The following is a 22,532-nucleotide window of genomic DNA, read 5'->3' on the forward strand; positions in this document are numbered from 1 at the left end:
AATAGAAGCCCTTCCCGATGCGCCGCCGGACAGCATCCGGCACCATCGGCGGCACGGCTCGGGTACAATGAACGGACAAGCTCGAACAATTCGACGATTAAAGGTGATACGATGCGTAAAGCTTACCGGTCCGCCGCCTTCAGGCCGCTGCTGCTCGTCCTTCTGTTGTCCGTCCTGAGCGTCTTCGCCGCAGCCCGGTCGGCCGCGGCGCCGGTTCCCGCGGATACGAACGATCCTGCCCAATGCGCCGCGGCCATCGTCTCGCAGCTGTCGGGCCAGCCCGGCTTCTCAGCCTGGAAAACCGGTTCGCCGCGCATCGAAGCGCTCGGTCCCGGCACGCACGGCTGGCTCGCGACCGTCGTCGGGCCCAAGGGAACGCCCCTCGGTTATGCCGTCGTCTACGCAGCGGAAGACGGCAGCTGCAGGCTGGGCGAATACGGCCTTGGCCCCAAGCCGTTGTTCGATACGACGACATTGCGCATGGCTCTGGCTACGGGCGGTTATATTCAGGCTGCGACCTCGAACGCTTTTCGCGCGGTCAAGCATTATATTCATCCCTTCGCCGCAGCTTGGGAGGTGAAGCTCGCGAAGGAGACGATCTGGCTGGACGCCAAAACCGCAGAACTGCTGCCCGTCGACAACGAGGCGCAGTGGCTGGCGGCTGCGGCTAGCGATCCGTATATACCCGCAGACGCGGGCGCAGCGCCGGATAAGCCCCGCGAGCTCCGCTTGCTGGCCGCCGCCGAGACGTTCGATCCCTATGAACGGTTGTCCTGGCTGCTCGGCGACAAGCCCTTCGATCCCCGGCCGGATCGGCTGATCGCCCGACTCAAAGCGAAGGATCGCCTCGTGTACGTCGCCGAGCCGCTCGGCGACAAGATGCTGTACGCGCAATCCGTCGTCGGCTACCAGCGATGGCAAGGCGGCCGGCTCGATCTCGCGCTCGACATGAACGGCTCGCGCTTCATTCCGCTCGATGCGCTCGTGAAGCTGAGCGACGGCCTTTTTTTATCGTTAAATCAATGATGGATGCAAAAAAGAGCCCGCATGGCCCCGGTCGTCAGACCCGAGCTGCAGGCTCTTCTTCTTTTTGCGACCGGCCCACCAAATCCGGATGCCTAGCGGCAGCAGCTGGCCGAACCAACGGATGTGCCAGGGCTCGCGCTTCTTTTTGCGCCGCTCTCGGCGTTCGTCCGCAGGCAGGTTCAGATAGGCGACAGACCGCTCCGCGACATATTTCAAATAATCCGTAGTATCGCTCATCGGGCTTTCCTCCCTCGCGATGCTTGATGAAGTCAGTTTGCCCGCGATCGGACCCTTTTATGCTTCCGTTGCTTCGAGAGCTGCCAGATCTGCCGCGTTCAGCGCCCGGATGCGTACGGCTGAGGTTTTGAAGTCCGGCATTTTGCAAAAAGGATCGAGCAAGGGATTAGTCGCGTTGTTGACATTTTGCACGCCGCCCCAATGCATCGGCACGAATACGGTGTCCTCCCGGATGTCCGCGGTCACCCGGCTGCGCACGATCATGCTGCCCCTGCGTGAGGTTACCCGCACGAGCTCTCCGTCCGCGATGCGGTAACGCTCGGCCGTCCGCGGATGGATCTCCATCACGTTTTCGAGCTCCCTGGCGAGCAGCGTCGGGCTGCGCCGCGTCTGGACCCCGGTCAAATAGTGGGACAGCATTCTGCCGTTCGTCATGACGAGCGGATAAGCTTCGTCCGCCGTCTCTCCGGGCACGTCGTGAACCGCCTTCGCGAATGCGGCTTTGCCGTCGGGGTGCGCGAATGTCCGCTCGAACAACCTCGCCGTCCCCGGACCATCGGGCTCGGGACAAGGCCAATAGACGCCGCCTTCCCGCTTCAGCCGCTCGTAGGTGATGCCGTAATAGTCCGCCGGTCCGCCCTTGCTCGCTAGGCGCAGTTCCTCGAAGATCTGTTCCGCCGTCGTGTACGGGAAATAGTCCCCCTTGCCCAGCCGCGCCGCGATGTCCGAAAGGATGACCCAGTCATGGCGGGCTTCTCCGGGCGCCGGACGGTCGCCGCCCCGAAGCAGTACGCGGCCTTCAAGGTTCGTCAACGTACCCTCGTTTTCGAGAAACGCGGTCGCGGGCAGCACCAGATCGGCCATAAGCGCCGTCTCCGAGAGAAACAGGTCCGCTACGACCAGAAAATCCAGGCTGCGCAAGCCCTCTTCGACGAAGACCGCGTTCGGGTTGGAGACGACGGGATTCGAAGACATCACGAGCAGCGCGCGGATGTCCCGCTTGTGCACGAGCTCCATCATCTCGTATGCGGAAACGCCTTTGCCCGGCAGCTCGGCCGGATCGACGCCCCACACGCTTGCGACGTAGGCGCGATCTACCGGATTTTCGATAAGCCGGTAGCCGGGGGAGCTGATCGGCTTTTTGCCCATGCTCCCTGCCGCCCTGCCCGTTGCCCTGCCCGGTCACGGCGCCGTATCCGCAGCCCGGCTTGCCGATCTTGCCGGTGGCGAGGATCAGGTTCAAAAACGCCCGGACGGCCATATGGCCGTCGCGATGCTGCTCGACGCCGCGCGCGGTGAAGACCATGCCGGTGGCCGCCCGCCCGAAGGCGCGCGCCGCCCGCCGGATATCCGCTTCGTCGACGCCCGTCAGCGCCGCGATGTCGGCGAGCTGAAGCGACGACACGTACGACAGCACGTCCTCGAAGCCGTTCGTGCGCGAGGCGATGAACGAAGGGTTCGTCAGCTTTTCTTCGACGACGACCTTCAGGAGGCCGTTCGCGAGCGCCAGGTCCGTGCCGGGCTTCACTTTCAGATGAAGGTCGGCCATCTCGGCCGTCTTCGTCGTCCGCGGATCGATGACGATGAAGAAGGCGCCGTTTTCTTTGGCCTTCGCGAAGTACGGCATGAGCGTCGGCTGGCAATCCGCGATGTTCGTGCCGGCCAGTACGATGCATTCAGCTTGCGTCACCTCGGCCAGCGGATTGGTCAGCCCCCGGTCAAGGCCGAACGTCTTGACGCCCGCGGACGCAGCCGCAGACATGCAAAAGCGGCCGTTGTAATCTACGTACCGCGTCCTAAGCGCGACCCGCGCGAACTTGCCCAGCGCGTAGGCGGACTCGTTGGTCAGCGAACCGCCGCCATAGAGGCCGACGGCATCCGAGCCATGCTCCGATTGGATGGCCGAAAAGCGGTCCGCGATAACGTCCAGCGCCGCTTCCCAGGAGATCTCGCGAAATGCGCCGTCCGTCTTCAGCAACGGCATCCGCAGGCGATCCCGGCTGAGTGCATGCTGATAGGCGTTGATGCCTTTAATGCAAAGCCGCCCCTGGGAAGCGGCATTGGGCAATCCTTCGATTTTGTACGTCGGCCGCCGGTCCGTATGTTTCTGTTCGATGACCCGCATCTTGCACTGAACGCTGCAGAACGGACATTGGGTATCGAAGCTGGCCTGTATGGCTTGCATGACTTGCATGGCGATTCCTCCTCTTTCTAGCACGGAAGCGCGGCTTCGGCTCCCGCCCGCGTATCTCTTGCTTCGATCGCGGATCAATCCGCGCCTGCGCGGACGCCCTCCGCTAACATCGCCTCGCGAGCCTCGGCGTCAAGCAGACGCTCGCGCGCGGCGGACAAGCCCGTGCGCTCGAGCCATCGCCAGACCGGCTCGCCGTAGTCCGCCTCGGCCCGATACCACCGCAGCAGCGCTTCGGCCATCTCGAGCGCCGTATCCGCCGAAGTCTCGACGGCGATGAGCTGCGCCTGCTTGACGGGCCGCTCCGCATGACCGCCGGCATACAGCTCCCAGCCGGCCGGCGCCCGGGCGAGACCGATATCGCGGACGAGCAGGCCGACCGGTTCGTCGGCCAAGCCGGCGACGGCAGCCTGCACCCGGCTGGGCAGCGCGGCGTCCGCGAGCCTTCGGCACAGCTTAGCGGCCATGCCCGCGGCAAGGCCCTCCCCTCGATCCGCTGCCGCCCAGGGCTTCCCCGACTTGTATGGAAAAATGCCATTCATGAGCCGCGCCGGAAGCCCCCATTCGATCCCGCGTATAATAACGCAGCGCGCTCTTGCAAACGACGCAGCCGTCCGCTGTCCGCCAATCCAATTCGGCCATCGCTTCCGCGGGCGTGCGCAAGCCCTTCTCCGCCAGCGCGAGCCTGAGCGCGCGATGACCGAGCGGCGTACAGTCGCACAACGCGGGATCCGGCGGCGCGGCCGATGCCGCGCCTGCCAGCGCCGCGCGAAGGATCGCCGCGACCATCCCGCTGCAACCGCCGCACGAGCTCGATGCCTTCGTCCGCTCCCTGACGAGCTCGATCGTGTCCGAGCCGTCCTCGGTCACCGAGCGGACGATCTCGCTTTTGCAGACGCCATTGCAGCCGCATACCGTATCCGCATCCGCCATCGCCGCCGCGGCGACGTCGCCCGCGCCGCCGGCCGGCGATCCGCTTGACTGCGCGCGCGCCAACGCCTCGACTTTGGCGCGCCGCTTCAGATGGCCTAGCAGCGTTTGCCCTTCGTCCGTGTCGCCGTACAGGACGACGCCCGCGATACGCCCGTTTTCAGCAGTGACCCGTTTGTACGTCCCGCGCAACCCGTCGTACGCCTGCAGCACGGTGTTCGCTTCCCCGCCCTGCACGACGCCCGCGGAAAACACGTTGATGCCCGCCACCTTCAGTTGCGCATAGGGCATGCTTCCGGCATAAGGCTCCGCCTCGAGGCCGCAGACGACGCGCGCCAGCACTTTGCCCTGCTCGTAGAGCGGGGCGACGAGGCCGTAGGCGATCCCTCTGTGCTCGGCGCATTCGCCGACCGCATAGACGTCCGGCACGTTCGTCTCCATATAATCGTTGACGATGACCGCGCGATTGGTGTCGATACCGCTCGACTTCGCGAACGCGACGTTCGGGCTGATGCCGACCGACAGGACGATCAGGTCGGCTTCGAGCTTCGAGCCGTCCGCGAACAGAAGCCCCTCCGCGCGTTTGCGCCCGAAGATGCGCGTCGTCGTCTTGCCGAGCCTGAATCGCATGCCCTGTTCTTCCAGCGCGGCACGAAGCAGTTCGGCAGACATGCGGTCGAGCTGTCGGTTCATCAGGAAGGGCGAGTTGTGGACGACTTCCACCTCCATGCCCAGATTCAGGAGACCCCGAGCCGCTTCAAGGCCGAGCAGTCCGCCTCCCAGCACGGCAGCCTTGCGATATTGGGCAGCAGCTTCCATGATTTGGCGGCAATCCTCAATCGTTCGAAACGCCAGCACGCCGGGCTTGCCAGCGCCCGGGAGCGGCGGCACGAAAGCGGACGAGCCCGTCGCCAAGATCAGCTTGTCGTAATCGACGCGGAGTCCCGACTCCGTCTCCACCCTGCGTTCGCCGGCGCGAACGCGGACGACCGACTCTCCCGTCAGCAGCCGGATGCCTCGATCCGCGTACCAGGACCAATCGTTCAAGACGATGTCCTGAAGCGAAGTGCCGCCCTGTAGCACCTTGGAGAGCTGAATGCGATTGTAATTCGGCGTCGGCTCCTTGCCGATCACGGTCACTTCGAAGGCATCGGGCGCCAATTCGAGGATCTCTTCGAGACAACGAATGCCGGCCATGCCGTTGCCGACCAACACGAGCTTGAGCTTCGCCATGCCTACTCCCCTTCCTGCGCCGCGGCAAATGCCTGAAAAAGAACATAAAAAACCCGTCCCCTCATCGGGGCGGGCTTCGTCGCCGGTTTTCGGGCACGTCGTTGTGCCGCGGAATCTTTATTCAGCATAGGCGGAGAAACAATCGATGTCAATATTCATTACTTAACTTTAGATATATTCTCTAATCGATGCACGGATCACGGCGGAAATTATTATTATGTTATATATATTGACATGACTTTTGAAGCCCCTGTATAATCCAAATTGGCTCACAATGACGTGACCGAAAGCATCCGATCGCCCGGTACAACGACGTACCGCGCACTGGGGTGTCACTTTCGCCATGGTCAAGGTGCGTCTTTTCGTTTTTCGGCACCCGCCGTGGCGCGTGAACACGCCCGAACCATATGTGATCTTGTATATCATGGGAGGCGGATTCGAATGGAAATCGTAAGAGACAAAGGATTTTGGAAAAGCGGGCATAAGCCTTCTTTATTCAGCGCGTTTTTGTATTTCGACATGAGCTTCATGGTTTGGGTGCTGATCGGGCCGCTCGCGGTCATCATGATGAACGATTATCCGATGACGGCCATTCAAAAGGCGAATCTGGTGGCGCTGCCCGTCCTCGGCGGCTCCTTGCTCCGGCTCGTCTTCGGCTTCCTAACCGACTACATCGGCCCCAAGCGCACGGGGCAATTCGGCCTGCTCGCGACGATGGTGCCGCTCGTATGGGGTTGGCAATTCGTGGATTCGCTGAACCATCTATATATCGTAGCGCTTCTGCTCGGATTCGCAGGCGCTTCGTTCGCCGCCGCGCTGCCGCTCGCCAGCCGGTGGTATCCGCCTCAATATCAAGGCCTCGCGATGGGGATCGCCGGCGCAGGCAACAGCGGCACGGTATTCTCCACGCTGTTCGCCAATCGGCTCGCCACGCATTTCGGCGGCTGGGAGACCGTATTCGGACTCGCGCTAATTCCCATCGGCATCGTATTTATCATCTTCACCGTTTTCGCCAAAGAAAGCCCAACGCAGCCCGCCCCGAAAAGACTCTCTCAATATGCGACCGTGCTTAAAAAAACGCGACACCTGGCTGTTTTGCCTCATGTACGGCGTTACGTTCGGCGGCTTCGTCGGCCTGACCAATTACCTGACGATTTTCTTCAACGCCCAGTACGGCCTGTCCGCCGTCCGCGCGGCCGACTTCACGACGATCTGCGTTATCGCGGGCAGCTTCTTCCGCCCCGTAGGCGGGTATTTGTCCGACAAAATCGGCGGCATCCGCATGCTGATCGTCTTGTACGCAGCGGCAGGCCTCCTGTTCCTTACCATCTCTTCGCTGCCGCCGCTGGCCGTCGTCATCCCGCTTCTCTTCCTCGCGATGATGAGTCTCGGAACGGGCAACGGCGCCGTATTCCAATTGATCCCGCAGCGATTCGGCGCCGACATCGGGCTGCTGACCGGCATCGTCGGCGCGGCCGGCGGCTTCGGCGGCTACTTGCTGCCGCTGCTGCTCGGCAGCTTGTACGGCAAGACCGGCTCTTATACGCCCGGCTTCATCACGATGGCCTGCATTGCGCTTGGCGCGCTCGTCGCGCTCTCGATCGTGCAAGGCGTCTGGAAGCGAACTTGGCTAAGCCAGGACGGCAGGGCAAAGCTTGAAGCGGAAGCCTGAAGCTCAGCCGGTCCATTGCGCGGTCTATGAATGAGATTGCCCGTCCCGAGCCACGCTAACGGCAGAATCTTCGCCCCGGGCCGGAAGGAGACGGACGATCGAATGATACCCTCTTATAAACGCCTCATTTGCGCAGCTTTAGTGTGCCTATCGGCAGCGCATGGCCCGCTCCCGTTACCCTCAGCCAGCGCCGAGGATACGGACGCGGGCCTTGCGCTGCCATTCGCAGGCAGTCCGACGGCAAGGCATACGCTGCCCGCAGCCGACGTGCTCATCGACGCCGGACACGGCGGCATCGACGGCGGCACGCATGTCGGGAACATCCTGGAGAAGGACATCAATCTGGCCATCTCCCGCAAGCTTTATCTCATCTTGAGAAGCCGGGGCATGCATGCGGTGCTCAATCGTACCGGCGACTACGCGCTCAGCGACGACAACCGCTGGCTCCGCTCCTCCCGTCATCAACGCGACCTGTCCCAGCGCAAGGCACTCGCCCGCGATATCGGCGCAGGCGCGTTCATCAGCGTTCACGTCAACTGGTCCAAACGCAAATCGGTCCGCGGGCCCGTCGTGCTCCACCGGCTCGATGCCGGCAGCGCGCTGCTCGCCTCGCTCATCCAGGAACGGCTGAACATCCAGCAGAAGACGAACGTCCCGCCGCTCGCAGGGGATCAATTTTACGTGCTGAAAAAAGCCGGCCCCCCGAGCGTTATCGTCGAAACCGGCTTCATCAGCAACCCTGGCGATCTGAACATGCTCACCAACTCGGCGGGCCAGACCGCGATCGCGACCGCGATCGCAGACGGCATCGCGGCCTACCGGCTCGTAGGACTCTCTTCGGGTACTTTCGCGCCCGGCTCGGACTCGTCTACAGACGCCGAGCCGGGAAGCTTCGCCCCCGGCAGCGAATAGGGCGCGGACGGCGACAGGAGCTCCGACAGCTTGACGAACCTGACCGACGCCTGGCGCAGGGCAGGAATCGCAGCCGCCAACTGGCCCGACGTGATCAGCCCCGGGGGGCCCACGTGGCCGATTACCACCGTGCGATCGTGCTTTTGCACGCGGGCCTTGAGCAGCAAGATCTGGCCTCCCACGTGCCTGTCCGTGTACACATCGTCAAGAAACAAATCGTTCTGCAGCAAGGGCACGCCCATCTCGCGCGCCAGCTTCGGCACGACGGATTTATAAGAGGTGCGGCTGTCCAGGAAAAACAAGCCGCGCTCCTTGCATACCTGCAGCACGACGCGCATGACGCGCTCGTCCGCCGTCGCGCGAGAGCCCATATGATTGTTCATGCCGACCGCATGCGGCACGTCGGCGATCGCGGCCTCGGTGCGAAGGCGAATCTCCTCGTCGGACAAGGCGGTCAATATCGCTTTTGGCCCGAGCCAGCTCGGCTTGCCTTTGACCGGCTCCATCGGCAAATGAACGATGACTTCTCGGCCTGCGGCATGAGCCGCTTCCGCGTCAGCTTGCGATGTCGGCAGGAACGGCATGACCGCCGCGGTGATCGGAATCGGCAATCGCAGCATTTCGGCCGTCCCCTTCATCCGATTGCCGAAGTCGTCGATCACGACCGCGACCGTATGTTCCTTCGGCGCGTCCTGCCCGGCCGGGACAGCCGCGCTCGCGGACGACGGTGCGGGCAGCGCATTTAAAGCCACAATAACCGAAGCAGCAACAGACGCCAGACGAATGCCGCCCCTTTTCAGCAGTCGCTTTTTCCATCGCCATCCTTTTTTCATTTCGCATCCCTGCCCTTCTTCATTCCAATCGTTCGCTCGGCTGTCTCATTTTGCGTGGAAATTACAGCCATTATGCGCGATGGGATAAGAAAAGTCGGGCCGCATCCTATATAATGGGGATCATCCGTACAAAAGGGGCTGCCAGTCATCGAAAAGCTAAAAGCAAAAATCCGCACGGAAGGCCGCGTGCTCGGCGCCGACGTACTTAAAGTAGACGCCTTCCTCAACCACCAGGTCGATCCTGTCCTGATGGCCGATATCGGCGAGACGTTCGCCTCCTTGTTCAAGGACGCCGGCGTCACGAAGGTGCTCACGCTCGAATCCTCCGGCATCGCGCCGGCTCTGATGACCGCGCTCGGCCTCCGTGTGCCGCTCATCTTCGCCAAGAAGCGCAAATCGCTGACGCTCAAGGACGACCTGTGGACCGAGCGTTCGTTTTCCTTCACGAAGCAGGAGGAGAGCGAGGTGTCCGTCTCCAGGCAGTTTCTCTCGCCATCGGACGTCGTGCTGATCGTCGACGACTTTCTCGCAAACGGACAAGCCGCCCAGGCGATGGCAGGCATCGCGATGAAGGCCGGCGCTTCCGTGGCGGGCATCGGCATTGTGATCGAGAAGGCGTTCCAGCCCGGAAGGAAGTTGCTACAAGACGCCGGTTACCGCGTCGAATCGCTGGCCCGCATCGCGAGCCTGTCCGAATCGGGCATCGAATTCGAGGAATAATCGTCCGCTAGGCGGATGAACAGTCCAACAGGGCGTCCGACCCGTATACTGTACGACATCCCAAGCGAAGGAGTTGGCAGACATGTCGGATTGCCCAAAATGCGTTAGCAAGACCGTATACGATCCGCCGCAAACGGTATATGAGGATTATTACCATCCACAGCACGTCGAGGTCGTGCAGACCGTCGAGGTCGTCCGGCGCCATCACTGCGTGCCCGTCTACCATCACGTCACCGTATGTACGACGAAGGACGTTTACTCCGACGACTTCGAAGGCGGCTTCCGCGGCGCCACCCGCTCCGCCGGCGCGCCGCGCCGCCGCTGATCCGAAAGGCCGAAACGCAAGAAGGGACGAAGCAGAGCGATCTGCCCGTCCCTTTTTTTGCGTTGCTTGCGCTCGCGTTTTCGGCGCGCATATTGAATGTCGACTGCCCGGCGGATGGCCTTAAAACCGTCCATAGCGCCACGAGTCAGAGGTGCGCCAGAATATTCACGAGCCTGCCGAATGGATCCCGCACGTAGAAACGCCTTACGCCCCACGGCTCGACGGCCGGCCCGTATTCGATCGCGAATCCGGCCTGCCGCATGCGCGCCAGCGCCTCGTCGACGTCGTCGACTTCGACGGACAAGTCAGGCACGGGCGCACCCGAACCACCCTCCGCCGCGAAGCTGATCTGCGCCTGCATGTCGGCCGCCGATCCGTAAGTGGCGATCCATCCGTGATCCATCAGGACGTCGAGACCGAGCGCTTCCCCGTAAAACCGCTTGGCCGCCGACAGATCCGAAGCGGCGACGTTCGCCACGATCCGTTTCACCTTCATTCTTCGCCTCCTGCCGGCGCAACTGCCGCGCACCGCCTTATCGTCATGGACGGCTTCCGCCGCATGCCGCCCTGCAGACGATCGTCACTCGGCTTGCCGCACGCTGCCTGAGCCCCGGTTCTCATACGCCTCGCAGCCAAGCCGCCGCGGCTTCGACTTCGGTCCTCGACAGCTGATGCCCGCCGTTCTCCCAATGCGCCTCGACTGCCGCGCCGGCAGCGCCAAGCGCCGCCGCGAGCTCTTCGCTCTCGGCCATCGTGCAGAGCGGATCGTTGCGTCCCGCCCCGATGAAGACCGGCACGCCGGACAGATCGGGAAGCTCGACGCCTCTGCGCGGCACCATCGGATGGAAGAGCACGGCCCCTTTGAGCGCATCCTGGTGATGATACAAGAGGCTGGCCGCGATATTGGCGCCGTTGGAATAGCCGACCGCGACGACGTTATGCCTGTCGAAGCCGTACTTGTCCGCGCTCTCGTCGACGAAGGCGTTCAGCTCCGCCGTCCGCGCGATCAGGTCCGCTTCGTCGAATACGCCCTCGGCAATGCGCCGGAAAAAGCGAGCCATGCCGCGTTCGGATACGTTGCCCCTCACGCCAAGCAGCGCGGATTCCGGATTCAGCATGCGGCCGACGCCGACCAAATCGCGCTCCGAGCCTCCCGTTCCGTGAAGCAGAAGCAGCGTAGGCGCGTTCGGGCTTGTGCCCGGTTCGAAAATATGGATCATGGACATGGGATTCTCCTCCTTTTTTTATACATGCAGGTTTCGCGGGGTTAGATTGGCTTCAATCCAGCCTCAATGCGCTCGCGCTTCGGTTCCAAGAACGGCGGCAGGGCGAGCCGCTCGCCAAGCCGGTCAAGCGGCTCGTCGGTGTCGAAGCCCGGACCGTCGGTCGCCAGCTCGAACAGGATGCCGTTCGGCTCTCTGAAGTAGAGCGACTTGAAATAAAAGCGGTCGACATAACCCGAGTTGACGAGACCCGCAGACGAGATCTTCCCGATCCAAGCGCGCAGCTCTGCCTCGTCCTCTACGCGGAAGGCCACGTGATGCACAGCGCCGATGCCTTGGCGCTCCTGCTGCAGATCGTCGCGCTCCTCCAGGTGCACCTCCGACCCGCTGCCGCCCTCTCCCGTCTCGAACACGACGATATCGGGCTGGCCTGCGGCCTCCGAAGCATACTGCCCTTTCTTTCTATAGCCCATCAGCTCCGTCAATACTCGCTCGGTAGGTGCCGCGCGGACAACCGTTAGCCGTACGGGGCCGAGTCCGACGATGCCGAATTCCGCAGGCACTTCGCTCTTGCCCAAGGCTTGCCCCCGGCCACGCCGGCATCGCGCTCGTCGGACACGAGGATGAGCCGCTGACCTTCGGGATCGCGGAAGGCAAGCGTCAAGCGACCGCCGCGTTCTGCGATCTCGTCCTGATCGACCTCGAATTGCGTAAAACGATGCTGCCAATAGGCCAACGCCGCGTCGCCGGGCACACGCAGCGAAGTCGCGGAGATGCTGCTCGTCCCCGGCCGGCTTCGCCAAGCGGCGGGAAATTCAAAAAACGTCAGCTCCGTGCCCGGATTCCCGCGCTCGTCCCCGTAAAACAGATGATAAACGGACGTATCGTCCTGGTTCACCGTCTTTTTTGACCAGCCGCATCCCGAGCGTCTTCGTATAAAAATCGACGTTGCCCGCAGCCGTGCCCGTAATGGCCGATACGTGATGAATGCCTTTAAGCTTGAGCTCCATCGTTTTCAACCCCCAAGTGTAAATTAGTCTCAGCGCGGTTCGTCGACCTGACTTAGCCTTAACGAAATGCGGCTAGTCCGCCCCCCCCCCCTTGCCGAGCAGCTTCAGCAGCCGAATCGCCTCTTGCTGTTCTTCTTCGGTCAATACGTCCATCATGCCCTGAATTTTATTGGCGTGCTTGGGGAAAATGTCGTCGAAAAACGCCGTCCCTTTTTCCGTCAGCTCCGCGAACACGACCCGACGGTCTTCCCGGCTCAGCACCCGGCGGATCAGCTCCTTGTCCTCCAGCTTATCGATGTTGTAGGTCATCGTGCCGCTCGTCAGCAGCATCTTGCCCGCGATCTGCTGGATCGGCGTCCTCCCTTTGGCATACAGCACCTCCATGATGCCGAACTCCGAGGGACTGAGACCTTGCTCGCGCATGTCCCGCATCGCTTGGTCCATAAGGCTTCGATACGCCTTCGACAGCACGACGAACAGCTTCAGCGATATATCTCGATTCGAGGCGTTAGAATCCGACATGCTCGATCACTCCGATTCACTTTATCTCAATATCATTTATCTTAAATTAAAGATATCATGACGAACGACCGATGTCAACCTCGAGCCGGCCTCCCATCAATGTGGCATACATTGATTCAGACAAGCACTTCTGGTAGTATATAAAAGAATAAAACACGCCGAAAATCAAATAACCCCTTCCCTAATTGGAAAGAGGTGGAGGCCGCGTCAAGCGCCAACTTGACCGTCTCGGTTATTCGATGCTCGGCTCGCGAAAGCGGGGTGAACAACATGGCAAAGGACGTTCGCTGCGAAGTCAATTCGTGCCGCTTCTGGGCAGAAGAGAACCATTGCAAAGCGGAAAGCATTTTCGTCACGATGCACAGCCGCAAGGAGCCTTCCAAGTCCGAAGAGACGGACTGTGGTACTTTCGAAGTGAAGTAAGCTTATAAATGCGTTCGAGGAGAAGGAACTTCGCCGGTTCCTTCTTTTCTTTTTTGAATTATAACAGGGCTGATAATGATTATCAAGCTTAAATCGCGCATTTGGTCGAATCGTTCACAACATCTCTAAAATGAGTCCGGCCGTTTCCTCGATCGCCCGCTCCGTCACGTCGATGACCGGACACTGCAGACGGTCCATAATCTTTCCCGCGAATTCAATCTCTTGGCGAATTCGGTCCGGCGACGCATAATGCGCTTGACTAGGCAAGCCGAGCGCCTTAAGCCGCTCCGAACGGATGCGCGTGAGCCGCTCGGGATCCATCGTCAAGCCGATCAAGAGGCGGTCCTTCCCTTTCATGAACAGCTCTTCCGGCGGTTTGACCTCGATCGTCAACGGGTAATTGGCCGTCCGGATGCCTTTGTGCGCCAGGTAGATGCTAAGCGGCGTCTTGGACGTCCGCGACACGCCGACGAGCACGACCTGCGCCTTGAGCAGGCCGCGCGGATCCTTGCCGTCGTCGTATTTGACGGCGAATTCGATCGCTTCGATCTTGCGAAAATAAGATTCGTCCATCTCGTGCAGCAATCCGGGCTGATACTTCGGCGCATCGTTAAACGTATCGATGAACGCCTGCATCATCGGACCCATGACGTCGACGGCGCGAATGCCGAGCCTAAGCGCCTCTTCGCGCATCGTATCCCGAAGTTCGGGCTGCACGAGCGTATAGGCGATGAGCACGCGCCCGCCGACCGCTTCCTTCAATATGGCCTTCACCTCGTCTTCGGTCTTGATATGACCGAAGCGCCGAATGACCGCCTTATCCGTCGCGAATTGGCGCAGCGTCGCTCTCGCGACCGCTTCGGCCGTATCCCCGAGTGCATCCGAGCACACGAATATCGTATGCTCCGCATGGTCAGCCATCTCGTCTCCTCCATCCTAGCCTTCTATGTAATCTCCGTCAGATCGACCAGCGCCTGCGTCATCGTCGTCTTGGACACCCTGCCCACGACCTCGAGCGGCGTCCGGCGTCCGGCGCCGTCTTCGCCCGCGGGCCGCACGACCGGCATCCCGCCGATCTGGTGGTGCAGCAGCTTTTTCGCGGCGTCCCAGAGCGAGTCCTCCGGCGTCACCGTGACGATCCTCGGAAAACGGGTCATCACCATGCTCACCGGGATCGAAGCCGCATTCGGATTGCCTAGCGTCACCTTCAGCAGATCCTTGATGGTGACAAGTCCCGCGAGATAGCCGTCGCCGTCCGTCACCGACAGAATGCCCGTATTTTCCACGAACAGCGAGATGACCGCGTCGTTCACGCTTGCCGTCTCCTGGATGACGACCGGCCTGCTCATCATGTCCTTCACCTTCAGCGCGACCAGCCGGTCCCTCGCCCGGCCGTCGGGAGAAAGCTGGCGACCGGGAAAATAACCGACCTTCGGCTTGGCGTCGATCAGCCCGAGCATCACAAGCACGGATAAGTCCGACCGGATGGTCGGACGGCTGATGCCCAGCGATTCGGCGATCTGATCCCCCCGTGATCGGAGCATGGCTCCGCACGCGCTCGATAATGGCAAGCTGTCTTGGCGTGAGTTCGATTGGTGCTCCCTCCCGGCTTTCCTAACTATTGCGAGAGCTTCTCCCATTGTGCCTTTGCCCCCGTCGGCTTCCGTCAAGGCCTTTTCGGAGCGAAGCTATGAATAGTGTACAGGATTGATTAATAAGCCGCAATATTAGGCATTAGAGACGATTCCGCGGCGCGCGCCGACAAATCGAGCAGGAGCGGCTTGCTCGGCAGATGATGGAGCGAGCGGATATGCCGGATCGTTCGCGTCTTCGCCCGCATGACGATCGAATGCGTCTCCGCCCGGTCGCCCGGCAAGTACCGCACGCCGCCCATGAATTCGCCCGGCGTGACGCCGGTCGCGGCGAAGATGACATCCCCCGTGCCGACCATGTCGTCCATCGTCAGCACCTTCTCCGGGTCGGACAGCCCCATCTCGAGGCAGCGGTCGTATTCGCGCCGGTCAGCCGGCATCAGACGACCCTGAATCTCGCCGCCCAGGCAGCGCAGCGCAGCGGCGGCCAGCACGCCCTCGGGCGCGCCGCCCGAGCCGACGTACAGATCGATGCCGGCTTCCGGAAAGAGGGTGCCAGCGCGCCGGCGACGTCCCCGTCGGAGAGGAACTTGATGCGCACGCCGACCTCTCGCAGCGTCCGCACGATATGCGCGTGCCGATCGCGATCGAGCAGCATGACCGTCAGTTCCCGGACGGGCTTGCCGAGATGCTCGGCCGCCGTATGCAGCGTCTTCTCCAGCGGGTCGGACAGGCTCACCTTGCCTGCGAGCTCGGGCCCGACCGCCAGCTTTTCCATATACATGTCCGGCGCATGCAGCAGGCTGCCCTTGCCGGCCACGGCGATGACCGACATCGCGTTGTTCAGCCCGCGGGCCACGATCTCGGTGCCTTCGAGCGGATCGACCGCGACGTCTACCTCGGGTCCTTGCGCGCTCCCGACGGCTTCGCCGATATACAGCATCGGAGCTTCGTCCATCTCCCCTTCGCCGATCACGACCGTGCCTCTTACCGATACCGAGTCGAACATCGCGCGCATGGCGGACGTCGCCGCGCCGTCTGCGTGATGCTTGTCCCCTCTGCCCATCCATGGCGCGGACGCCAGCGCGGCCAGCTCCGTTACCCGTACGATCTCAAGCGCCAGCTCTCTCTCCATAATCCCAGCCTCCGACTTCTATTGGTGTGTATTTTTTATATATAATACACTCTAATAAATAAATAGTGCAACATAAATAGCCGTAAACATAAAAAAAAGTGCAGCAGGCTGCACTTTTCTCCTTAATATTGTGGATGATTCAAGTTCCCATGCCGTAATCCGGCGATCCGTAAACCTCGACTTCCGCGTAATGCTGCGAAGGGTTATTCTCGTTCCCGTTCGCCCACAAGCGGACGTACCTGGCCGTCGTCAACGGAAAGTTAACCGTTTTGCCGTTGGCGTTGTCCTTATACAACGCGTCCGTACCTACGCCCTGCCCGGACCGATTGTTGGTATCGTTGTTGAATACGGTCGTCGTTGCGGATGCCGGGAAAGAAGGATCGTCTGACAACTGAATAATGACGTCGTAATAGGTCCGGTCAAAAGGGATAAAGTGCCAGACCTTCACCTGATCGAGCCTATACTTCTGCCCAAGGTCGAGCTGGATCCATTCCGGGTGGGAGGGTCCGCCTACCGGACCGTCCTGATTGGCGAACGGACCGCTTTTGTCGCCGTCCGTGATCCTGAATACGTTCCCTACGGTTTTGCTGAAGGTGATCTTAGAATCGCTCAGTTTAAATGCCACGTTTTTGTAGCCCTGCCGCGGCGCTGTCGGCGTGACCGCCGGCACGCCGTAGGCTTCGACTTCCGTATAATGCTGCGAATCGTACTTGTCGCTTCCGTTCGACCATAAGCGGATATACCGGGCATTGGTCTTCGGGAACGTGATTGCCTTGCCGTCCGCGGTCTCGGCATAAGCGGCATCGGTCCCGGCTCCTTGGCCCGAATGGTTGTTGGCATCGTTATTGAAGACGGTCGTCTTATTCGTAAAGTCCGATTGGTTGGACAACTGCACGACGACGTCGCGGTAAGTGCGGATGTCCGTCGGCGTATAAAAATGCAGCAAGTTGATCTTATCCAGTTCGTAGCTGCGGCCCAGATCGATTTTCACCCATTGCGGCCCGGTATCGTCCATATTGGAAAAGGCCGTCTTGGACCCGTCGGTCAGCCGTTCGGGGAAACCGAGCGCGCCGCTCGCCGTGATCGTCGTCTTGCCGGCCGCTTGATTCTTATACACGCCGGGATTAAAATCCGCCGTCTCGAACAGGCCCGTGTCGTCCGCATAAGCCGTGCCTGTCGCTCCTGCCGCCCGCCAGATACGCACTCTCGCGGAGGTATCCGTCGCGCCGGTCGTGAACTCGATTTCCTTGCGCACGTACTGGTTCGCCGTCCCTTGCGAGACGTCGATGGCCGCGCCGCCGTAATTAAGCACGCCTACATTAATGGGCTGACCGCCCGTATCGGTGTACACCCACGCGACGAACTTATACTTGGTATTCGGAGCTAGACCCGTCACCAGCTGCTCGACGCCCCCGCCTGCTCCCAGCTTCAGACGCGTCCGCACGCCGCGCTTGCGGAAGTCCGAATTGACGTACGTACTCTCGATATTGCTATCGGTTGCCGTAGCGGTAGACGGCGAGGTCGTCCACGGCGTCCAGCCCTCCAGATTTTTCTCGAAGCCGCTGTTATTGACCCGGTTCATGTAGGCCGTCGAGACGGGAACGTACGACGAAGGCGCCGTCGAGGACATCCCGGCCGTCCAGTCCGCTCCGCCATACTCGTAAGCCCCGGCGTCCGGCGCGGCGTCGATATAACCTTCCGTGATGCCCGGGATGAACGCACCCATGTTAACGGCCGTCGAATCGATATTCAGCCGGAAATTGCCGTTCGCGGCGTTCGCGAAGTTGAGTCCTTCGCCCGTAATGATGTTAAAGCCCCTGGCCACGTCATCCGTGAGGGATACCGGATCGGCGAGAATATTGTTGAATACGCGCGTTCCGTACAGCTCGTTCTTATAGGGGCTGGTCGAATCGCCGCCGTAGCCGATGCTGGCTTCCGGGTTGTTCACGATCGTATTGTTGTAGATCAGCTTGTAGTTGCCCGGCGTGTTCATCTGGATGCCCACGTCGTTTTTATAGATGACGTTGTGGTGCGCGACGACGTTCTCGGTGTAGTTATCGAAATAAAGCCCGACTCGCATCTGATTCTCTTCATTAGCTTGAACAGGATCGTGAACGGCATCGTGAATCAGATTGTGGTGAATGTTGCTGTTGCCGAGATCCGTGCCCCACGCATAGATCAGGGCCCCGTCCCGGGACAGCCACATGCCGTTCGAGATGTCGTTGTAGGAAATCTCGGCGACGCCATTGTTCCAGTAGATAATATAGCGGCCGGAGTTTTCCATCTTGTTGCTGCTGATGAGGTTTTTCGTGCCGCTAGACAGCTTGAGCAGCGGATCGTAGGAGGCCATATAGCTGCCGTCGTGAATGTAGTTGTTGACGATCCGGTTGTTGCTGCCGTCGATGTTAACCAGCGTACCGGACGAATAAGCGATCGTGCTGTTCTTGATCACGTTATTGTCGCCGGCGATCGCGATGCCGCCGTTCAACTGGTCCTGGTTCGACGTATTTTGGGAATAGTTCGAGAAGTATACGTACTCGGCCTTCACGCCGTCCAGCAAGTCGTTGTTCGAGCCGTTCATCGTGATGTTGGCCGCGAACGTCTGGATGCCAGCCAGCTGAATGTAGTTTTTGCCGTTCAGATTAAAGGCGGTTTTGCGCTTTTTGACTTCTACGTTCGTCGGCGCTCCCCCGCCCGGCGCCCACAAATACACCTTGCTGGCGGCTGTGTCGACGTACCACTCGTTAGGCGCGTCCAGGGCTGCGAGGATGCCGCTGAGGAAATAAGTGCTGCCCGTCTTCGGATACAAAGCCGGGTAATCGCCGTTAATCGTGGCATAAGTCAGAATGCCGTGCGTGGCGTCGTAGCTGTTCACTTGGCTGGTCATGCCCTGGTAAGCATTGCCGCCGCGCACCCAGATTTTGGCGCCGTTCCAGTTCACGCCGGTGGCGATCAGTTCGTTATCCGTAATTTGATTTTGTTGGCCCTGCTCGGCAACCGCTGCGTGATCTTTCAATTCGGACAGGTTGTAGGCGCCGATATTCGGCCAACGCGCCTCCCAAAGCGGCGTGACGGTCGCGCCGTTTTTAATGAACAGCTGATTTTCGTTGGACGGGAGCGTCCCGGTAAAATTCGCCACGTAAATATTGCCGCTGTGCACGCTCCACCCGCTAAGCGGCTCGGTGCCGCTCACGACGACCGTCGCGCCGGCGGCCGCCTCGTACCGGATCGGCGCGGTCGAAGTGCCCGAGTTCGCAGGCGTGACCGTCTCCCGGTACGTGCCCGACTCGATGACGCACGTATCGCCTCCCGTCATGACCGCGGCGCACTGGCCGATGTTCTTGAACGGCGTGGTCGTGCCGTTGCCCGTCAGACTGCCTGAAGCTGCCGATACGTGGTACGTCGTCGCCGCGCTCGCGCCTGGCGGGGGCAAGAACCCTACCGCGAGCGCCAACACGCTTGCCATGCCGAGCGTGCGAACCCAAATGGATCGAACCGACATCATACTGCCTCCTCTGGAATCGTTTTTTTGGACTACACTCAGAACATAGCAGGAACGCAAAGAAAGGAAAGTGCAAGATCTGCACTTTCCTCCACGGAGGCGACGATCGCCGATTGCGAAATTTGAATCTATCCGTTGGACACTCGGGCCTCGCATACGGCTCAAGCCGCCGTTCATACCTATGAAGCAGGACGGTCATCCGGCCATCACGCAAGGGAAGCAGCCGGTCAAATAGCCTTAAGGACGTCCGATATAGACGTCCCCGTCTACGATGCGGACGGGGAACGAGGCGACCTGCCCGCGGTCAGGCGCCTGTACGGCACCGTCCGCGAGGCCGATGCGCCAATCGCAGATCGGATCGTACAGCACCGCGCCGGATACGATGCCGTCGACGATCGTGCCGCCGCGCGGGCCGGGGCTCCGGTTTTCCAGCGCGAAAATCTCCCCCCTCCGTGGTCTTGAATACGGCGATCTCCGTTTCGCCTAGCCTCACGAGCTTGCCTATGCGCTCAGGAAATTGCTCGACGGTTCCCGACAGGCGGTATCCCGCCGCTTCCAATTGTTCTCTTGTCATCCCCGCGCCCTCCTATTCCTTCGGTCCGCCGGCCGGAACGCGAATCTCTCCGAACAGCCGCTCGCGGAGATTCGGATTGTCGAGGATCTCCTGCCAAGGCTCTCTTACCCGCTCTAGCGCGGCTTCCATACGGTCGGCCAGCGCCGTGCGGCCCGGCGCATCCTCGACGATGACCGCCTTGACCTTCTCAAGGCCGATCCGCTCGATCCAATCCGACGTGCGCTCCAAATACTTGCCGGTCTCTCGGTAGTACTGCATGAAGGCCGACACGATCTCGATCAGCTCTTCGTCTGTCCTCACCTTGCAGAGCAGCTCGGCCAGCCGGGCCTTGATGCCGCCGTTGCCGCCGACATAGATCTCCCAGGCGCCTTCGTTGCCTACGATGCCGATATCCTTCGTCGACGACTCGGCGCAGTTGCGCGGACAGCCGTTGACCGCCATCTTGAACTTGGCCGGCATGTCGAGCCGCTCGTACTTTTCTCCAGCACGATGCCCATGCCCATCGAATCCTTCGTGCCGAAGCGGCAGAACTGCGAGCCGACGCAGGTTTTGACGGTGCGAAGCGCCTTGGCGTACGCATAGCCCGAAGGCATCCCGAGATCCGACCAGATGGCGGGCAGATCCTCGCGCTTGACGCCGAGCAGGTCGAGCCGCTGGCCGCCCGTGACCTTGACGAGCTTGACGTTGTACTTCACCGCGACGTCCGCGATGAGCCGCAGATCCTCCGGCGTCGTGACGCCGCCGTACATCCGAGGCACGACGCCGAACGTGCCGTCCTTCTGGATGTTGCCGTGCATCCGCTCGTTGACGAACCGCGAGTCCTTCTCGTCCTCATGCTCCTGCGGCCAGATCATGCCCAGATAATAGTTCAGCGCAGGACGGCACTTGGAGCAGCCCTCCTTGTTGTTCCAGTCGAGGGCGTAGCGGACCTCCTTGGACGTGATGAGTCCCTTCTCCTTGATTGCCGCGACGACCTCGTCCCGGCTGAGCGGCGTGCAGTCGCAGATGCCCGCCTGCTTGGCCGCGGCCGAATCGTACTTGTCGCCGAGCGTCAGCTTCAGAATCTGCTCGACGACCGGCTTGCAGCCGCCGCATGAACGCGTCGCGCCCGTGGCGAGCTTGATCTCGTCGACCGTCGTCAGCTCGCGCTCGCGGATCGCGTCGACGATCATCTTTTTTGGTGACGCCGTTGCATCCGCAGACGATCTCCTCGTCGGCCAGCTCCGCCGCGCCCCCGCCGGCCGGAGTGGCGGCCGTTCCCATGACGATCGCATGGTATTCGTCGTTCATGACCGCGCCGGTGCGAATCCACTGCTGCAGCCGCGCCGACTGGCTGCTGTCGCCGACGAGCACGCCGCCGACGATAACGCCGCCGCGGATGAGCACCTTTTTATAAATCCGGCGCCATTCGTCGTGCATGCGCACGACCGTCAGGTCTGGCGCGTCTATGAACTCGCCCGCCGAGAATACCTCGACGCCCGAGATTTTCAACTGGGTCGATACGACCGATCCTGCGTAAGGCGCGGTGTCTGCGCCGCACAGATGTTTCGCCAGCACGGCGCCCTGCTCGAACAGCGGCGCGACCAGGCCGTAGCTGACGCCGCGGTGCTCGTTGCACTCGCCGACCGCGTAGACGTCTTCGGCAGACGTGCGGAGCAGGTCGTCGACGACGATGCCGCGGTTCGTCGCGATGCCGCTCTCCCGCGCCAGCTCGACGTTCGGCTTAATGCCGACCGCCATGACGACGAACTCCGCCTCGAGCGTCGAGCCATCTCCGAACCGGATCCCGTTCACGCGCTCTTCGCCGAGGAATTCCTCCGTTTTTTTCCCCATCGCGAACTTCAGCCCCTGCAGCTCGAGCTCCTGCTGCAGCAGATGCGAAGCCGTCGGATCAAGCTGGCGTTCCATCAGCTCGCCGAGCAGATGCACGACCGTGACGTCCATGCCGAGCTTGAGCAGTCCTTTGGCCGCTTCAAGGCCGAGCAATCCGCCGCCGATGACCGCCGCCTTGCGGTACTTGCCGGCCGCTTCGAGCATCGTCTCGCAGTCGGCGATGTCCCGGAAGCCGACGATACCCTGCTTGTCCGCGCCCGCAACGGGGAGCATGAACGGCTTGGAGCCGGTTGCGAGAATCAGCTTGTCGTAGGGGGTGATCGTTCCATCCGCCGTCGTCACCGTTTTCGCCGTCGTATCGATTCGCGTCACCGTCGTTCCGGTATGAAGCTCGATGCCGTTTTCCGCGTACCACTCCCGGCTGTTCAGGATGATCTCGTCGATCGACTTGCTTTTCTCGAGCACGTAAGAGAGCTGGATGCGGTTGTAATTCGGATAAGGCTCGCTGCCGAATACCGTGATCCGGTAAGCTTCGGGAGCCAGCTTCAGGATCTGTTCGACCGTGTTGATGCCTGCCATTCCGTTGCCGACGACGATGAGGCGCTGACGATCGCTATGTTGCTGCATGGCCTGACTTCC

General features: G+C 61.2%; 16 protein-coding genes and 5 pseudogenes. 6 read left to right on the plus strand and 15 right to left on the minus strand.

Annotated elements, in window-relative coordinates:
- Positions 1-111 precede the first annotated feature (111 nt).
- Positions 112-1,026 carry a hypothetical protein gene (locus tag OMP38_RS03275; protein WP_277563872.1) on the plus strand — a complete coding sequence of 305 codons (915 nt, stop codon included), beginning with the start codon at positions 112-114 and terminating at the stop codon, positions 1,024-1,026.
- Here OMP38_RS03275 and OMP38_RS03280 read toward each other — a convergent pair.
- The 4 genes and pseudogenes from OMP38_RS03280 to OMP38_RS03300 form a co-directional block, all read right to left on the minus strand.
- Positions 1,015-1,263 (minus strand): YqzE family protein, encoded by a 249-nt coding sequence (locus OMP38_RS03280; RefSeq protein ID WP_277563873.1) that lies wholly within the window; start codon positions 1,261-1,263, stop codon positions 1,015-1,017. The two genes, OMP38_RS03275 and OMP38_RS03280, sit on opposite strands and share 12 nt — an antisense overlap.
- Before the next feature lie 57 nt (positions 1,264-1,320).
- Positions 1,321-3,481: pseudogene (gene nasC / locus OMP38_RS34390) on the minus strand (assimilatory nitrate reductase catalytic subunit NasC).
- Between the two features lie 50 nt (positions 3,482-3,531).
- Positions 3,532-3,921, minus strand: coding sequence for a hypothetical protein (locus OMP38_RS03295; protein ID WP_277563875.1), 390 nt, complete (start codon positions 3,919-3,921; stop codon positions 3,532-3,534).
- Positions 3,911-5,617 (minus strand): FAD-dependent oxidoreductase, encoded by a 1,707-nt coding sequence (locus OMP38_RS03300; RefSeq protein WP_277563876.1) that lies wholly within the window; start codon positions 5,615-5,617, stop codon positions 3,911-3,913. Before OMP38_RS03300 ends, OMP38_RS03295 begins: the two co-directional genes overlap by 11 nt.
- Positions 5,618-6,184: 567 nt before the next feature.
- Between OMP38_RS03300 and OMP38_RS03305 the strand changes: the two are divergent.
- Positions 6,185-7,289, plus strand: a pseudogene (locus tag OMP38_RS03305) (MFS transporter).
- A gap of 102 nt (positions 7,290-7,391) precedes the next feature.
- Positions 7,392-8,201, plus strand: a complete 810-nt coding sequence (locus OMP38_RS03310; RefSeq protein WP_277563877.1) for an N-acetylmuramoyl-L-alanine amidase family protein — start codon at positions 7,392-7,394, stop codon at positions 8,199-8,201.
- Here OMP38_RS03310 and OMP38_RS03315 read toward each other — a convergent pair.
- Complete coding sequence (locus tag OMP38_RS03315) at positions 8,105-9,034, minus strand: divergent polysaccharide deacetylase family protein (RefSeq protein WP_277563878.1); 930 nt, start codon at positions 9,032-9,034, stop codon at positions 8,105-8,107. The two genes, OMP38_RS03310 and OMP38_RS03315, sit on opposite strands and share 97 nt — an antisense overlap.
- Positions 9,035-9,181: 147 nt before the next feature.
- Here OMP38_RS03315 and OMP38_RS03320 point away from each other — a divergent pair, with 147 nt between their 5' ends.
- Both OMP38_RS03320 and OMP38_RS03325 read left to right on the plus strand, forming a co-directional pair.
- On the plus strand, positions 9,182-9,754 hold the full coding sequence (locus OMP38_RS03320) for a xanthine phosphoribosyltransferase (RefSeq protein ID WP_277565150.1): 573 nt from the start codon (positions 9,182-9,184) through the stop codon (positions 9,752-9,754).
- Between the two features lie 82 nt (positions 9,755-9,836).
- Positions 9,837-10,079 carry a hypothetical protein gene (locus OMP38_RS03325; protein WP_090115718.1) on the plus strand — a complete coding sequence of 81 codons (243 nt, stop codon included), beginning with the start codon at positions 9,837-9,839 and terminating at the stop codon, positions 10,077-10,079.
- A gap of 145 nt (positions 10,080-10,224) precedes the next feature.
- On the opposite strand, the gene OMP38_RS03330 is transcribed toward OMP38_RS03325, so the two are convergent.
- The 4 genes and pseudogenes from OMP38_RS03330 to OMP38_RS03345 all read right to left on the minus strand — a co-directional run bounded on the left by OMP38_RS03330 (position 10,225) and on the right by OMP38_RS03345 (position 12,834).
- Positions 10,225-10,575 carry a VOC family protein gene (locus OMP38_RS03330; protein WP_277563879.1) on the minus strand — a complete coding sequence of 117 codons (351 nt, stop codon included), beginning with the start codon at positions 10,573-10,575 and terminating at the stop codon, positions 10,225-10,227.
- Between the two features lie 121 nt (positions 10,576-10,696).
- The gene (locus OMP38_RS03335; protein ID WP_277565151.1) at positions 10,697-11,299 is read right to left on the minus strand and encodes an alpha/beta hydrolase; all 603 of its coding nucleotides are present in this window, start codon (positions 11,297-11,299) and stop codon (positions 10,697-10,699) included.
- Positions 11,300-11,346: 47 nt separating this feature from the next.
- Positions 11,347-12,312 (minus strand): annotated as a pseudogene (locus tag OMP38_RS03340) (ring-cleaving dioxygenase).
- A gap of 72 nt (positions 12,313-12,384) precedes the next feature.
- Entirely contained in the window at positions 12,385-12,834 is a 450-nt protein-coding gene (locus tag OMP38_RS03345) for a MarR family winged helix-turn-helix transcriptional regulator (RefSeq protein ID WP_277563880.1), read from the minus strand.
- A gap of 270 nt (positions 12,835-13,104) precedes the next feature.
- Between OMP38_RS03345 and OMP38_RS03350 the strand changes: the two genes are divergently transcribed.
- A complete protein-coding gene (locus tag OMP38_RS03350) occupies positions 13,105-13,257 on the plus strand; it encodes a DUF1540 domain-containing protein (protein WP_090115714.1) in 153 nt (50 codons plus the stop codon).
- A gap of 114 nt (positions 13,258-13,371) precedes the next feature.
- On the opposite strand, the gene OMP38_RS03355 is transcribed toward OMP38_RS03350, so the two are convergent.
- From OMP38_RS03355 to nirB, 6 genes and pseudogenes are all read right to left on the minus strand, one after another.
- A complete protein-coding gene (locus OMP38_RS03355; RefSeq protein ID WP_277563881.1) occupies positions 13,372-14,178 on the minus strand; it encodes a pyruvate, water dikinase regulatory protein in 807 nt (268 codons plus the stop codon).
- A 23-nt stretch (positions 14,179-14,201) separates the two neighbouring features.
- Entirely contained in the window at positions 14,202-14,801 is a 600-nt protein-coding gene (locus tag OMP38_RS03360; RefSeq protein ID WP_338130393.1) for a helix-turn-helix transcriptional regulator, read from the minus strand.
- 167 nt (positions 14,802-14,968) lie between these two features.
- Positions 14,969-15,984: pseudogene (glpX, locus tag OMP38_RS03365) on the minus strand (class II fructose-bisphosphatase).
- 139 nt (positions 15,985-16,123) lie between these two features.
- Complete coding sequence (locus OMP38_RS03370; protein ID WP_277563882.1) at positions 16,124-19,486, minus strand: galactose-binding domain-containing protein; 3,363 nt, start codon at positions 19,484-19,486, stop codon at positions 16,124-16,126.
- A gap of 237 nt (positions 19,487-19,723) precedes the next feature.
- A complete protein-coding gene (locus OMP38_RS35515; protein ID WP_420869619.1) occupies positions 19,724-19,927 on the minus strand; it encodes a nitrite reductase (NAD(P)H) small subunit in 204 nt (67 codons plus the stop codon).
- A gap of 145 nt (positions 19,928-20,072) precedes the next feature.
- A pseudogene (gene nirB, locus OMP38_RS34395) lies at positions 20,073-22,520 on the minus strand (nitrite reductase large subunit NirB).
- Positions 22,521-22,532 lie beyond the last annotated feature (12 nt).

The sequence above is a fragment of the Cohnella ginsengisoli genome (genome assembly GCF_029525555.1).
Taxonomy (GTDB): Bacteria; Bacillota; Bacilli; order Paenibacillales; family Paenibacillaceae; genus Cohnella; species Cohnella ginsengisoli.

Bases quoted from the DNA above. Each gene is read 5' to 3' on its own strand.
- OMP38_RS03275 (WP_277563872.1), top strand. From the start codon at position 112: ATGCGTAAAGCTTACCGGTCCGCCGCCTTCAGGCCGCTGCTGCTCGTC.
- OMP38_RS03360 (WP_338130393.1), bottom strand. From the start codon at position 14,801: ATGCTCCGATCACGGGGGGATCAGATCGCCGAATCGCTGGGCATCAGC.
- OMP38_RS03315 (WP_277563878.1), bottom strand. From the start codon at position 9,034: ATGAAAAAAGGATGGCGATGGAAAAAGCGACTGCTGAAAAGGGGCGGC.
- OMP38_RS03345 (WP_277563880.1), bottom strand. From the start codon at position 12,834: ATGTCGGATTCTAACGCCTCGAATCGAGATATATCGCTGAAGCTGTTC.
- OMP38_RS03330 (WP_277563879.1), bottom strand. From the start codon at position 10,575: ATGAAGGTGAAACGGATCGTGGCGAACGTCGCCGCTTCGGATCTGTCG.
- OMP38_RS03355 (WP_277563881.1), bottom strand. From the start codon at position 14,178: ATGGCTGACCATGCGGAGCATACGATATTCGTGTGCTCGGATGCACTC.
- OMP38_RS03300 (WP_277563876.1), bottom strand. From the start codon at position 5,617: ATGGCGAAGCTCAAGCTCGTGTTGGTCGGCAACGGCATGGCCGGCATT.
- OMP38_RS03325 (WP_090115718.1), top strand. From the start codon at position 9,837: ATGTCGGATTGCCCAAAATGCGTTAGCAAGACCGTATACGATCCGCCG.
- OMP38_RS03280 (WP_277563873.1), bottom strand. From the start codon at position 1,263: ATGAGCGATACTACGGATTATTTGAAATATGTCGCGGAGCGGTCTGTC.
- OMP38_RS03295 (WP_277563875.1), bottom strand. From the start codon at position 3,921: ATGGCCGCTAAGCTGTGCCGAAGGCTCGCGGACGCCGCGCTGCCCAGC.
- OMP38_RS03350 (WP_090115714.1), top strand. From the start codon at position 13,105: ATGGCAAAGGACGTTCGCTGCGAAGTCAATTCGTGCCGCTTCTGGGCA.
- OMP38_RS03310 (WP_277563877.1), top strand. From the start codon at position 7,392: ATGATACCCTCTTATAAACGCCTCATTTGCGCAGCTTTAGTGTGCCTA.
- OMP38_RS03370 (WP_277563882.1), bottom strand. From the start codon at position 19,486: ATGTCGGTTCGATCCATTTGGGTTCGCACGCTCGGCATGGCAAGCGTG.
- OMP38_RS03335 (WP_277565151.1), bottom strand. From the start codon at position 11,299: ATGATCCATATTTTCGAACCGGGCACAAGCCCGAACGCGCCTACGCTG.